The sequence below is a fragment of the Pseudacidovorax sp. DMC4 genome (assembly GCF_056314265.1).
The window spans coordinates 56,987-70,519 of record NZ_JBQUYR010000008.1; the positions used below are offsets into that span (position 1 = coordinate 56,987).

Sequence of the window (13,533 nt, forward strand, 5' to 3'; positions counted from 1 at the left end):
TCAGGATGGGTCCTCGGGATCATCGCCGTCCTCGTGCAGCCATTGCAGGCATTGCCGCGCCGAGGCCTCGACGGCCCGCTCCAGGTCGCAGGCCGCATGCAGCGCCGCCTGCAGGGCCGCACGCTGTCCGGGCGGCAGCGCCAGCACGCTGGCGTCCGCACACAGCAGGTCTGGCAGGGGCGTCTGCGTGGCCACCGCCTGTGGCCCCAGCGCCTGGATACGGGCCCTCGCGGCCTGCGGACCCAACGCCTCGGCCAGCGCCTGCGTGAGCGACTCCGAATGCACCAGGCCCTGCGTGCGGCCAATGTTGGCGGCCATGCGGGACGCATCCACCCGCAGGCCGGCGAGGGCGTCGCGGATGGCGCTCGTGGCACCGAAGACCTGGATCCACAGCTGGGGCCACACGGCGACCTCGGCCTGCCATTCGCCCAGTGCACGTTCATGAGCATGCGCCATGGTGGCCAGCAGCGTGGCCGCGATGCCGGGCACGGGCGCGCAGGCCGCGATGGCCTGCATGCAGGCCACCGGATTGCGCTTGTGCGGCATGGCGCTGGAGCCGCCGCGGGCCGAGCCTTGCGCTGCCTCGCCGGGGCCCGGTCCCTCGGCCACCTCGTCCACCTCGGCCTGCGACAGCAGGGCCAGGTCTTTGGCGATCTTGGCCAGCGAGCCCGCCAGCACCGCGGCCTCCAGGCCCAGGCGCAACCAGGTGTCGCGCTGCGTGTGCCAGCTGCCCGCCGGCGCGGCCAGGCCCAGCAGCGCCGCCATGCGGGCCGCGACGCGCTCGCCCGCCTCGCCCATGGCCGAGCGGTTGCCCACGGCGCCGCCGAGTTGCAGCGCCAGGGCCTGCACCGCCAGGGCCTGCAAGCGGACATGGCTGCGCTGCAGCGGCAGCAGCCAGCCGGCGCACTTGAGGCCCCAGCTGGTCACCTGGGCCGGCTGCAGCAGCGTGCGGGCCAGCATGGGCGTGCGCGCATGGTCCGACGCCTGCTGCCGCAGCAACGCGATGGCCTCCTGCAGCGCCGCGAGCAGCGGCGCCAGCGCGGCGCGCGTCATCAGCACCTGGGCGGTGTCGACCACATCCTGTGTGGTCGCACCCTTGTGCAGATGGCGGGCGGCATCGCCCGCGCCGCGCGCCTGCAGCGCCTGCGTCACCATGGCCACCAGCGGCACGGCCATGGCACCGCCGTGGCGGGCGGCGTCGGTCAGCGCCTGCGCGTCCAGCACGAGGCCGGCGCAGGCATCCGCAATGGCTTCGGCCGCGTCGGTGGGGATCAGGCCCTCCTCGGCCTGTGCCCGGGCCAGGGCCGACTCGAAGTCGAGCATGGCGCGGCACAGCGCCTCGTCATCGAACAGGCCGCGGGCAGCGGCGGGCAGGAGGGCATGGGCGAAGGCGTTCACGGGCAGGCGGTGCGGACGACGGAACCCGTCAGATGCTCGCGCCCGAGGCGCGGACCACGGCGGCCCACTTGCGCGACTCCTGCTGGATGCGCGCGGCGTACTGGGTGGCGTCGCCGAGCAGCGGCTCGGCGCCTTCGACGCCCAGCTTGGACTGGAAGGCCGGCGTGCCCGCCACCTGCAGGATCTGCCGGCCCAGCGCCGCCACCTGCGGTGCCGGCGTGGCGCGCGGCGCCAGCAGGCCATAGGTGAGCGTGCTCTCGAAGCCGGTCAGCGCCGCGATGCCCGATTCCGCCAGCGTGGGCACCTGGGGCAACTGGGCCAGGCGCCGGCTGCTGGTCACCGCCAGGGCGCGCAGCTTGCCGCCGGCCACCAGCGTCTGGGCGGGCGGGATCACGCTGAACATCATCTGCACCTGGCCGCCCACGAGGTCGGTCAAGGCGGGGCTGGTTCCCTTGTACGGGATGTGGCTCATCTTCACGCCCAGGGCGTCGGCCAGCATCTCGGCCGTGAGATGGCCGCCCGTGCCGGAGCCGCTGGAGGCGAAGGCGTACTGCCCGTTGGCCTGGCGGATCGCCTCCACCAGCTGCGGCACCGTGCGCACCGGCGAGCTCTCGGGCACCACCAGCATCAGCGCCGAACTGGCGAACATCGCCACCGGCGCCAGGTCCTTCTGCACGTCGAACTTGAGGCCCTTGTAGAGCGCCGGGTTGATGGAGACCGTGCCGGTGTGCCCCAGGAGCAGCGTGGTGCCGTCGGCCGGCGCGCGCACCACGGCCTCGGTGCCGATGTTGCCGCCCGCGCCGGCCTTGTTGTCGACCAGCCAGGTGCGGCCGAAGGTCGAGCTCAACCCGTTGGCCAATTGCCGCGCCAGCACGTCGTTGCCGCCACCGGGCGCGAAGGGCACCACGATGCGCACGGGCCGACCGCCCTCCTGGGCCCAGGCCGGGGCAGCGGCCAGGGCAGACAGGGCCAGCCACTGGCGGCGGGTGCAGGAAGGGATGGGGCGCATGGCGGTCTCCGGGTTCGTTCTAGGAAAGGAGCGAGTCTGAGCGGTTCGGAACAAAGAAAAAACCAGATATGGCGACTTTCACACCACACATAATGTTGGAGATGGAGACCGCCTTCCTGAACACCTTCCTGCTGGTCGCGCGCCGGGGCTCCATGTCCGAGGCCGCGCGACAGCTGGACCTGAGCCCAACGGCCGTGGCGCAGCAGATGCGGGTGCTGGAGCGGGAGCTGGGCACGCCGCTGCTGCTGCGCGCCGGCCGCACGGTGCGCCCCACCGAGGCGGGCGACCGGCTCATCGAACGGGCCGAAGCGCTGGTGCGCGACGCCGGCCAGTTGCGCGCCTGGGTGCATGGCCAGGCACTGCAGCACGAGCTGCGCGTCGGCACCCTGGCCACCGTGCTGCACAGCGCACTGCCGGACATCCTGCAGGCCTTCACGCAGCGCCATCCGCAAACCCGGGTGTCGATCCGCGCGGGGCTGGCGAGCCAGCTGTACGAGATGGTGGCCGAAGGCGGGGTGGACCTGGCCCTGACGCTGCGGCCGGCCTTCGACCTCGCCAAGACCTTCTGCTGGCAGCCCCTGCGCGAGGAAGCGCTGGTCCTGCTCGCGCCCGCCGCGCTTGCGGGCCAGGACCCGATGCAGCTGCTGCGGGAAGAGCCGCTGATCCGCTACGACCGGACGCTGGGCGGCGGCAAGCTGGCGGACCAGTTCCTGCGCGATGCCGGCATCGCGCCCAGGGAGCGCTTCGAGCTGAACTCGCTGCTGGCCGTGGCCATGATGGTGGCCCGCGGGCTGGGCGTGTCGATGGGGCCGGACATCGACGCGCCCTTCATGCGCGAGCCGACCCTGGCCCGCATCGCGCTACCGCAGGCACGCACGCGTCGTGCCCTGGGCCTGCTGTGGCTGCGTGCCTCGCCGCGCCAGACGCTCGTGTTGAACTTCGGCGAGTGCGCCACCGCAGCCATGCGGCCGGCGCCTTGAGACGGTGTGAGCGAACCCGCCATGTCCGCACGGTCGCTCATGGGCGCTTGCCGACGGACTTGGCAACCTCCCGCAGGATGCGCTTGCGCACCTTCTTGCCCTGGGTGACCAGCAGCCGGATGTTCACGTCATGGCGCTGCTCCGGCGCCATGGACTTCCAGGATTTGATTTCGGAGCGAAGGCGGCCGCATCCCAGGCATCGCGCCTTGTCCGGGCTCAGTTCGCATTGCCCGATGCAGGGCGTCGCCGTCAGAAGAATGGTCATTGCCGAACACGCTGCCACTGGGCGGCGGGCAGCGCAATCGGACACAGGCAAAAAAAAGACCCGCACGAGGCGGGTCCAAGGAGACAGCCGACTTTCGTCGGCCCCGCGAATTCGCGGCCCGCTCCCCAGCGAGTACCCCGAAGATCCCCGGCGGGCGCGAAGAGCACCCTGGAGAGCAATCTACCCGTGCGGGCGGTCAAGACCTACGAAGGAAAACGCGCTTGGTTATGCGGCAGATACCGGGGCCATCATGCGCGGGCAGTGTGCCGACGCACTGCGCCAGATCAAGGGTCGCCCATAGCGGCCATGGCCGCCGGCCCACCTCAGCGCCGCGCCACGAAGTCGATCTCGACCCGCGCGCCCTTGGCCAGCCCGGTCACGCCCACGCAGGTGCGCGCTGGCAGGCGGCCGGGCGGGAAGTGGCTGCGGTAGGCCTCGTTCATGCGCGCATAGTCCTCGTCGAAGTGGGTCAGGAAGATGCGGGCCGACAGCACGTGGGCCAGGCCCAGGCCGCAGCCTTCGAGCACCGTCTTCAGGTTGGCCATCACCGCATGGGTCTGGGCCTCGATGCCCTCGGGATAGCCGCTGTCCAGGTCCGTGCCGGTGAAGGGCATCTGGCCCGTGACGAAGACCCAGCCGTCGCATTCGACGGCATGGCTGAAGGGTGCGACCGGGTCCGGCGCGCCGCTGATCATGTGGAAGATGGGGTTCATGGGTCAGGCTCCTGAAAGTGAGTCGATGGAGGGAAGAGAAGGAATGGCATGCCCGCGCGGTGGAAGGCGGGCACCGGTGTGCGTGGCATGTGTCTTGCGACAGCCATGCGTTGCCTTGCAGGGATCCCGACGTTGCAGCTCGAACAGTTCACGACCGAGTCCTACCCGGTGCACCAGCGCCCGCAGGCGTGGCGTGCCGCACTCGAGCCGCACCAGCTTCGCGCCTGCGAGACGCCCTCGGCCGCGCCGCTGCACGGCCGGCTGGCAGCGGGTCGGACGGCGCGCGGCGTGGGCCTGGCGCGCGTGGCCTCCTCGCCGCAGACGCTGGAGCCGCTGCACGGCGACGCGGGCCATGTGTGGATCGCGCTGCTGCAGGCCGGCGAGGCGCATCTGCAGCCCGGCGACGGCCAGCCGGCCCTTGCCCTCGCCGCGGGCGATGTGGTGTGGGGCGCCACGCGCAGCGCGGCGCAGCTGGTGTTCCAGACGGACTTCCGCCAGTTCCACGTCTCGCTGCCCGCGCGTGCCTTCCCCGCCGGCCTGCGGGGCGGCCAGGGCACGGCCCTGGGCCACCTGCCCGGGCGCAGCGGCATGGGCCGCCTGCTGGCCGGCACCCTCGGCGCGCTGGAGGACGCTCTCGACAGCCTGGGCGACGACGACATCGCGCCGCTGGAACATTCGCTGTCCGAGCTCATCGCCGCACGCATGGCCGCGCGGCCGGGCGACGCCCCCGCCGGCATCAGCAACACGCAGGCCGCAACGTTCCGGCGCGTGTGCCAGTTCATCGAAGGGGCGCTGAGCGACCCCGCGCTCTCGCTGGCGGCGGTGGCCGCCCAGGAGCGCGTCTCCGAGCGCCTGGTGCAGAAGCTCTTCGAAGGCCAGGGCCTGACCTTCACCACCTACCTGCGCCAGCGCCGGCTGGAGCGCTGCCGCGCCGACCTGGCCAACCGCCAGTACGGCCACCTGTCGATCTCGGACATCTGCTTCCGCTGGGGCTTCAACGACGCGGCCCATTTCAGCCATGCCTTCCGCGACCGCTACCGCATGTCGCCGCGGCAGTACCGGCAGCAGGCCAACGAGGCCAGCCAGCAGAGCCTGCGCAAGCGCATCCAGCGCGGCTGGCCCTCGGGCTATTTCGAGTCGGGCGGCCGGTCCGAGCCGCAGGCCGATGCGCCACGCGGCGCGCCCGGGGGCGCGGCGAGCGCGCAGGCACCGGCCCCCTCGGCCGCCGCCGGCCAGACCGGCCGCCACCACCACCTGCCGGCCACGCCCGAGACCATCCACTGGGGCTACTTCAGCCGCACCATCCCGCCGGTGCTCACCGTGGCTTCGGGCGACATCGTGACCATCGAGACGCTGACCCAGCATGCGTACGACGACCACGAGCGCATGATCAAGGGCGACTCGGGCGCCGAGCGCGTCTTCCACTGGACGCGCGAGCACAAGGCGGTGGACCGGCGCGGCGCCGGCCCCACCGACGCCTCCATCTACGGCCGCGGCAACGGCGAGGGTTTCGGCGTGCACATCTGCACCGGCCCCGTGGCCGTGCAGGGCGCGGAGCCGGGCGACGTGCTGGAGGTGCGCATCCTCGACCTCGCGCCCCGCCTGGCCGCCAATGCGCGCTACGAAGGCCGTGCCTTCGGCAGCAATGCGGCCGCCTGGTGGGGTTTCCATTACGACGACCTGATCGAGGAGCCCAGGCCGCGCGAGGTCATCACCATCTACGAGGTGGACTGCCACCCCGGGCGCATGTGTGCCCATGCCGTCTACAACTTCCGCTGGACGCCGCAGCGCGATCCGCACGGCGTGCTGCACACCACCATCGACTACCCCGGCGTGCCGATCGACCGCAGTGCCATCGTCGAGAACCACGGCGTGCTGGAGGGCGTGAAGATCCCGGTGCGGCCGCACTTCGGCGTCATCGCGCTGGCACCGGCCGAGACGGGGCTGGTGGATTCGATCCCGCCCTCCTCCTTCGGCGGCAACCTCGACAACTGGCGCATCGCCAAGGGCGCCACGGTGTACCTGCGGGTGGCGGTCGACGGTGGCCTGCTGTCGGTGGGCGATCCGCATGCGTCGCAGGGCGACAGCGAGCTGTGCGGCACCGCCATCGAATGCTCGCTGACCGGCGTGTTCCAGCTCGTCCTGCACAAGGCCAAGGACCTGCGCGATGAGCCCTATGCCGACATCGACTACCCGCTGGTCGAGACGGCCGACGAATGGGTGCTGCACGGCTTTTCGCATCCCAACTACCTGCAGGAGTTCGGCGACCGGGCGCGCAGCCTGGTGTACGAGAAGTCCTCGCTGGACCCGGCCATGCGCGACGCCTTTCGCAAGACACGGCGCTTCCTCATGACGGCCATGGGGCTGACGGAGGACGAGGCCATCTCGCTGATGTCGGTCGCCGTGGACTTCGGCGTCACCCAGGTGGTGGACGGCAACTGGGGGGTGCATGCCGTGATCCGCAAGGCCTTGTTCGAGGAGCGCCTGGCGAAGGCCCGAACCGGCGCCTCCTCCCGCGCCTGACCCTGGCGGCACGTCGCCGGCCGCGCGCTCAGCGCGGCCCGAAGACGCACTTGCGGATGGACCCGTGCACGCCCCAGTTGCCGTCCACCACCTGGGTCACGCCGAAGTCGGCCGCCACGGACATGAGGGCGATGGCCTCGTCCTCGCTGAGCTTGTGCACCGTCATCAGGAAGCGCCGCAGCTTGCGGAAGGCATCGCGCATGGCCGGGTCGAGCGAGGCGGTCTCCGCCACCGTGGTCTGGCCCTCGGGGCCCAGCGTCGCCAGGTAGTTGGCATAGGTGAAGCCATACACCGACCACAGCTCGTCGGTCTCCAGGAGCGGATGGTCCAGCCCTTCGAGCAAGGTGCCGGGCAGGTCGGCCTTCTTGTGCAGCACCAGCTCGAACTCGCCCGTCAGCGAGCATTCGATGGCGGTGCCGCCCAGCTCGCTGTCGCCCTGCGCCGCATGCGGATCGCCCACCGAGAAGTAGGCGCCGGCCACGGCCACGGGGTAGTACATGCGCGCGCCCTTGCCCACGCGCCAGTCGTCGATGTTGCCGCCGCTGTAGCTGGGCGGAATGGAGCTGACGAAGTCGGCCTCGGCCGGCGCCAGCCCCATGGTGCCGAAGTGCAGCCGGGCCGGAACCTGCACGTTGCGCAGGATGTCCTCGCGCCGGCGCACCGTGGCCGGGTCGACCTTCACGCCGGGATAGTCGATGGTCGGATGCACCACGCCGTCGGGGTCGGTCTGCGGCGTCCACACGTAGTTGTAGACGGCGCGTGCCGTGGGCTCGGCGGTGGTGTCCAGCTCGAAGATGGTGATCACCTCGCGCGGCTTCGGCTCTTCGATCAGGTCGCGGTACTGGAAGCCCCAGGAGGCCGCCGCGTTGGAGCCGAAGCTGCGGCCCAGGAAGGCATGGTTGCAGCTGGGGCGCGGCATCACGTCGAGGATGCGCACCTCCAGCACGTCGCCCGGCTCGGCGCCTTCCACCACCACCGGCCCGGTCAGCAGGTGCACGCCCACGCCCTCGCCCTCGCCATAGGTGAAGGGGCCGGTGGTGGGCCCAGCGCCGCGGCGCGGCACGGCCTTGTGCTCGCAGGTCCAGGCGAAAACCGATTCGGCGCCCGGGTCGCCGGCCACCATGCGCTCGTGGTCGTCGTTGGCATGGTGGGTCAGCGTCTCGATGGTGACCCGGTCGCCTGAGCGCACGGTGAGCGCGGGCGCCACGGCCTTGCTGAAGTAACCCCAGTGCACCGTTTGGGGAGAGACACGGAGAAGGTGATGCATCGTCGGTTCTGCAGGGAAGATGGGAATCGATGGTCAGCGCTCGGCCGCCATCACGTTGAGGAAGCGGGCCGTCTGCGGATGCTGCGGCCGGGTGAGGACGTCGCGCGCGGGCCCGCTCTCGACGATACGGCCGCCCGCCAGGAAGACCACGCGGTCGGCCACGTCGGCCGCGAAATGCAGCTGGTGCGTGGAGATGACCAGCGCCAGCCCGCCGTCCTGCGCCAGGGTGCGGATCACCTCCAGCACCTCGTTGACCAGGGCCGGGTCGAGCGCGGAGGTGGGCTCATCCATCAGCAGCACGCGCGGCCCGGGCGCGATGGCCCGTGCGATGGCGACTCGCTGCTGCTGGCCGCCCGACAGGTGCCGCGGCAACGCATCGGCGCGGTGCGACAGGCCCACCCGCGCCAGCAGCGCGCGCGCCCGCTGCTCGGCCCGCTCGGCCGTCCAGCCATGCACCCAGCGCAGCGGTCCGGCGATGTTCTCGAGCGCCGACAGGTGCGCGAACAGGTTGAACTGCTGGAACACCATGCCCACGCCCACCCGCGCCCGCTCGCGCGCCAGGTCGGCCGGGCTCATGCGCTCGCCGCCGGCCTGGTAGCCCAGGCGCTGGCCGTCGACCACGATGTGGCCGGCGTCCCAGTCCTCCAGGTGGCTGATGCAGCGCAGCAGCGTGCTCTTGCCCGAGCCGCTGGGCCCGAGCAGGGCCACCACCTCGCCCACGGCGACATCGAGCGCCAGGTCCGCCAGCACCGTCTGGCCGCCGTAGGTCTTGGTGAGCCCGCTGACGCGGACCACGGTCGGCGCCTGGGCCAGCACGGCCGCGCGCTCGGCACGGGCGGCGTCCGAGGCGCCGGTGGTCGTGCGCGGACTCTCATCGTCATGCCCGACTGACAGCTCCGGGGCCGGCGTGGCCGCCAGCACCGGCGCGCGCCGCCAGGGAAGCCAGCGCGCCAGGCCCTGCAGCGTGGCCTGCCGGTCGAGGTCGAAGCGGGCCTCCAGGCACAGCTGCACGAGGCTGATGCCGCCGGTCAGCACCAGGTACAGCAGGCCCGAGGCGAAGAAGACGGAGAAGAAGTCGAAGGTGGACGAGGCCAGCTGCGTGCTGCGCAGCGTCAGCTCCTGCACCGCGATGACCGAGGCCAGCGACGAGTTCTTGAGCGTGCTCACCGCCTCGTTGCCCATGGCCGGCAGCATGGCGCGCAGGGCCTGCGGCGCGATGATGCGGCGCATGAGCATGCGCGGCGTCAGGCCCAGCGCCTGCCCGGCCAGCACCTGGCCGCGCTCCACGCCGAGCACGCCCGAGCGCACCATCTCGGCGATGAAGGTGGCCTCGTTGAAGGCCAGCGCCAGCCCGGCCGCCACCAGGCCCGGCATGCGGATGCCCACGTGCGGCAGCGCGTCATAGAAGAACACCATCTGCAGGATCAGCGGCGTGCCGCGGAAGATCACCGCATAGGCGCGGGCGAAGGCGGCGAGCGGGTGGAACCGGCTGAGCTGCATCGCCGCCAGCAGCAGCCCGATCAGGGCCCCGCCGGCCAGGCCGATGGCCGTCGCCGCGAGCGTGAATCCGATGCCCCACAGCAGGTAGGGCATCGTCAGGTAATGAAGAAACAGGTCCATCGGGCCACTCCCGGGCGGCCGGGGCCGCCCGGGACCAGGTCATCTCACTTGGCCAGGACCAGGCGCGGGGCTTCGAGGTTCTCGACCGGCAAGCCGTTCTTCTTGAGCATCTCGGCGTGCGCGCCGGACTTCTGCAGCGCCACCAGCGCGGCCATCACGGCATCGCGGAAGTCGGTCTTGCCCTTGGGCACGGCGATGCCCACCGAGTACGGAATGGTCACGGCCAGGGCCTTCTCCAGCTTGTCGGGATAGGCCTTGACGGCGCTGTCGACCGTGTTGACGTCGTTGATGTAGGTGTCGGCGCGGCCGGCCAGGATGGCCTGGATGCAGTTCTGGTTGTTGTCGTAGAGCTGGATCTGCGGCTCGGGCTTGCCCGCGGCCTTGCACTGGGCGGCCAGGGCCTGGATCAGCGGCACCTCCACATAGCCCGTGTTCTCGGCCGCGACGGTGCCGCACAGCGAGGTGTCGATGCCGGTGATCTTCTTCGGGTTGCCCTTGGCCACCAACACGCCGTCGAACACCTTGGAATAGGTGATGAAGTCGGCCGCCTTGGCGCGCTCCTCGGTGGCGTAGATGTCGGAGATGACGATGTCGGCCTGGCCCGACTGAAGCGTGGTGAGCAGCGCCGCGAAGGTCACGGGCTTGTAGCTCACCTTGAAGCCCAGGCAGGCACCGATCGTCTCGCCCAGGTCGATGTCGAAGCCGATGTAGCGCTCGGGGTTCTTGGGGTCGATGGTCTCGTAGCCGGGCGTGTGCGGATTGATGGCGTTGACCAGCGTCTTGCCCTTGAACTGCGGGTACTTGGCCTGCAACGCCGCGCATTCGCCGGGCGTGGGAAAGACCTCGGCATGGGCCGCGCCGGCGGCACCCAGCGCCAGGGCGACGGTGCCCAGGGCAGTGGCCAGCAGCCGGCGCAGACGCACCGGCCAGGCAGGGCGGGACGGGCGCTGGCCCGGGACGACGAGGGGGCTGTTCATGGGACGGAAACTCCTGGTGAGGCGGCCCGGCCGGACACCATGTCCGGCTTTGCTGCGCCGCGTCAAACCAGTTTAGGAACGGCCTCCCGTGCGCACTTGTCTGGGAGCGCACGAGTCCTTGTGTGGCGCGCCCCTCCCGCGCGAGGCACCCTTACTGCAGCGCCGTCGGGCGCGCGTAGCCGGGGAAGTCGCGGTCCAGCACCTGCTTGAAGAACGGCGACCTGAAGGCCGCCTGCAGGTCGGCCACCCAGGGCGCGCCCTTGTCGGGCGTGCGCACGGCCGCCACCAGCAGGTAGTAGTCGGGCGTCTTCTCCAGCGCCACCGCGTCGGTGAGCTTGAGGCCGGAGGAGATGGCGAAGTTGCCGTTGATGACCGAGAAGTCGGTGTCGTCCAGCGCTCGCGGCAGCTGGGCGGCTTCGAGCGGCACGAAACGCAGCTTCTTCGGGTTGTCGGCGATGTCCTTTTCGGTCACCTTGAGCGGATCGACGCCGGCCTTGGTCTTGACCAGGCCGTACTGCTCCAGGAAGACGAAGGTGCGGGCCAGGTTGGTGGGGTCGTTGGGCACGGCGATGCGGGCGCCCTCCTTCACCTCGGCCACGGTCTTGAACTTGCGCGAGTACAGGCCCAGGGGCGCGATGGGGCCCTGAACCACGTCCGCGAGGTCGAGCTTGTTCTTCTCGGCGAAGTTCTTGAGGTAGATGATGTGCTGGAAGTAGTTGGCGTCCAGCGAGCCCTGCGCCAAAGCATGGTTGGGCTGCACGTAGTCGCTGAACTCGACCAGCTTGACCTTGTAGCCCTTCTGTTCGAGCTGCGGCTGGATGCCCCGGCGCAGCACCTCGATGTTGGAGCCAGCGGTGGTGCCGATGACCAGCTCCTTCTTGGCGGCGGCAGGCTGCTGCGCCAACGCGGGCAGGGCCAGGGAAGCGGCCAGGCTGGCCAGGACGACGTGACGACGGAACAGGGACATGGAAAGGAGCCGATGGGAGAGGAAGGAAAGGAGAGAAGCAGTCAGCGCTTGTCCAGCCGGTGCGCGATGGCGTTGCCGCCGAACTGGATGATTTGCACCAGCACCACGAGCAGCGCCACGGTCAGCAGCATCACGTCGGTCTGGAAGCGGTAGTAGCCGTAGCGGATGGCCAGGTCGCCGATGCCGCCGCCGCCCACCACGCCGGCCACGGCCGAGTACGACAGGAAGCTCACGGCCAGCACGGTGAGGGCCAGCACCAGGCCCGAGCGGGCCTCGCGCACCAGCACCCGCCACACGATCTGCAGCTCGGAGGCGCCCATGGCATGGGCTGCCTCGATGACGCCGCGCGGCACCTCGCGGATGCTCTGCTCCACCAGCCGCGCGAAGTAGGGAATGGCCGCCACCGACAGCGGCACGGCCGCCGCCAGCGGCCCGATGGAGGTGCCCGCGATCACCCGCGTGAATGGCACCAGCGCCACCAGCAGGATGATGAAGGGGAAGGAACGCACGGTGTTCACCACCCAGCTCAGCACCAGGTAGGACGGCCGGTGGTCCAGCGACTGCCCGGGCCCGAGCAGGAAGAGCAGCACGCCCAGGGGGCCGCCGAGCACGATGGCCGCACCGAGGCCGATGGCCAGCATCAGCAGGGTCTGCTGCGTGGCGGTCCACAGCTCGGGAAGGATGGCAACGATGTTCTCAGACATGGGCAAGACGGGCGGTGGAGAGGGAAGCCGTGGCAGCGTCGGCCGCAGGCGATGGGCGAGCGGCCGACGCCGTCGCAGCGGCTGTGGCGGCGTCGGCGGCGGCAGGAGACGCCGCTGCCGGGGGCGACCAGGGCCGCTGCGCGATTTGCTCGGCCAGCTCGCGGCCCAGGCTGCTCTGGCGCGGCTGGGCCGCGACCTGGTCGACGTCGAACTGCTCCACCAGCGCGCCCTGCTCCAGCACGGCGACGCGGCGGCACAGTTGCTGCACCACCGGCAGTTCGTGCGTGACGATGACGATGGTCACGCCCAGGCGCGCGTTGATCTCGCGCAGGGTGTGCAGCAGGGCGCGCGTGGTCTCGGCGTCGAGCGCCGAAGTGGGCTCGTCGCACAGCAGCACGTCGGGCCGCGGCGCCAGGGCGCGGGCGATGGCCACGCGCTGCTTCTGGCCGCCCGAGAGCTGCGCCGGATAGGCGCCCGCCTTGTCCGCCAGGCCGACGAGGGCGAGGCATTCCTGCACCCGCGCCTCGATGTCGGCGCGCGAATGGCGGCCGTGGATGCGCAGCGGAAAGGCCACGTTCTCGGCCACCGTCGCGTTCTGCAGCAGGTTGAACTGCTGGAAGATCATGCCGATGGACTGGCGGGTCTCGCGCAGCTCGCGACGCGACAGGCGGGTGAGGTCGCGGCCGTTGACCAGCACCCGGCCGCCATCGGGCCGCTCCAGCAGGTTGATGAGGCGCAGCAGCGTGGACTTGCCGGCGCCGCTCTTGCCGATCAGGCCGAAGACCTCGCCGCGGCCGATGGCCAGCTGCAGCGGCTGCACGGCGGTGAAGCGCCGGCCGTCGGGCAGGGCGAATTGCTTGTGCACGCCGTCGAGCCGGATCAAAGGCTCGTCGGTGGCGACGTTGTGGGGGACAAGGCTCATGGGGCTGGCAGGAAGGGCCGACGCGGCGAGGCACCGCATGGCACGGCATGGCGAAGGCCCCGACTGTGGGCCGGCGCGGTTCCAGAACAAACGAATGAATCCGGCGTTGCTCATGCGGAAAACGTCTTTGGCGCGCCACCGCACGCCACGCCGCTCAACGCAGCGCCGTTATGCGCCGCCCGGCTAAG

General features: G+C 71.0%; 11 protein-coding genes and 1 pseudogene. 2 read left to right on the forward strand and 10 right to left on the reverse strand.

The window, feature by feature from the left end; all coding sequences use genetic code 11:
- The gene (locus ACT54X_RS16000; RefSeq protein WP_476347459.1) at positions 1-1,398 is read right to left on the reverse strand and encodes a lyase family protein; all 1,398 of its coding nucleotides are present in this window, start codon (positions 1,396-1,398) and stop codon (positions 1-3) included.
- 28 nt (positions 1,399-1,426) lie between these two features.
- Complete coding sequence (locus ACT54X_RS16005; protein ID WP_294370866.1) at positions 1,427-2,407, reverse strand: Bug family tripartite tricarboxylate transporter substrate binding protein; 981 nt, start codon at positions 2,405-2,407, stop codon at positions 1,427-1,429.
- Between the two features lie 92 nt (positions 2,408-2,499).
- Here ACT54X_RS16005 and ACT54X_RS16010 point away from each other — a divergent pair, with 92 nt between their 5' ends.
- Positions 2,500-3,387 carry a LysR family transcriptional regulator gene (locus tag ACT54X_RS16010; RefSeq protein ID WP_476347460.1) on the forward strand — a complete coding sequence of 296 codons (888 nt, stop codon included), beginning with the start codon at positions 2,500-2,502 and terminating at the stop codon, positions 3,385-3,387.
- Between the two features lie 37 nt (positions 3,388-3,424).
- On the opposite strand, the gene ACT54X_RS16015 is transcribed toward ACT54X_RS16010, so the two are convergent.
- Both ACT54X_RS16015 and ACT54X_RS16020 read right to left on the reverse strand, forming a co-directional pair.
- Positions 3,425-3,652 carry a DUF1289 domain-containing protein gene (locus ACT54X_RS16015; protein ID WP_255697487.1) on the reverse strand — a complete coding sequence of 76 codons (228 nt, stop codon included), beginning with the start codon at positions 3,650-3,652 and terminating at the stop codon, positions 3,425-3,427.
- 323 nt (positions 3,653-3,975) lie between these two features.
- Entirely contained in the window at positions 3,976-4,365 is a 390-nt protein-coding gene (locus ACT54X_RS16020; RefSeq protein WP_295381474.1) for a RidA family protein, read from the reverse strand.
- 132 nt (positions 4,366-4,497) lie between these two features.
- Here ACT54X_RS16020 and ACT54X_RS16025 point away from each other — a divergent pair, with 132 nt between their 5' ends.
- Complete coding sequence (locus tag ACT54X_RS16025; protein ID WP_476347461.1) at positions 4,498-6,888, forward strand: acetamidase/formamidase family protein; 2,391 nt, start codon at positions 4,498-4,500, stop codon at positions 6,886-6,888.
- Between the two features lie 28 nt (positions 6,889-6,916).
- On the opposite strand, the pseudogene ACT54X_RS16030 reads toward ACT54X_RS16025, so the two are convergent.
- The 6 genes and pseudogenes from ACT54X_RS16030 to ACT54X_RS16055 all read right to left on the reverse strand — a co-directional run.
- Positions 6,917-8,152: pseudogene (locus tag ACT54X_RS16030) on the reverse strand (acetamidase/formamidase family protein); the annotation flags it as partial.
- Between the two features lie 36 nt (positions 8,153-8,188).
- Positions 8,189-9,775 (reverse strand): amino acid ABC transporter permease/ATP-binding protein, encoded by a 1,587-nt coding sequence (locus ACT54X_RS16035; protein ID WP_476347462.1) that lies wholly within the window; start codon positions 9,773-9,775, stop codon positions 8,189-8,191.
- Between the two features lie 44 nt (positions 9,776-9,819).
- Positions 9,820-10,752 (reverse strand): ABC transporter substrate-binding protein, encoded by a 933-nt coding sequence (locus tag ACT54X_RS16040; RefSeq protein WP_294370889.1) that lies wholly within the window; start codon positions 10,750-10,752, stop codon positions 9,820-9,822.
- Positions 10,753-10,903: 151 nt separating this feature from the next.
- The gene (locus tag ACT54X_RS16045; RefSeq protein ID WP_476347463.1) at positions 10,904-11,719 is read right to left on the reverse strand and encodes a MetQ/NlpA family ABC transporter substrate-binding protein; all 816 of its coding nucleotides are present in this window, start codon (positions 11,717-11,719) and stop codon (positions 10,904-10,906) included.
- 41 nt (positions 11,720-11,760) lie between these two features.
- A complete protein-coding gene (locus ACT54X_RS16050; protein WP_294370892.1) occupies positions 11,761-12,423 on the reverse strand; it encodes a methionine ABC transporter permease in 663 nt (220 codons plus the stop codon).
- Positions 12,416-13,345, reverse strand: a complete 930-nt coding sequence (locus tag ACT54X_RS16055) for a methionine ABC transporter ATP-binding protein (RefSeq protein ID WP_476347464.1) — start codon at positions 13,343-13,345, stop codon at positions 12,416-12,418. The genes ACT54X_RS16050 and ACT54X_RS16055 overlap by 8 nt, the downstream gene beginning before the upstream one ends.
- Between the last annotated feature and the right edge of the window lie 188 nt (positions 13,346-13,533).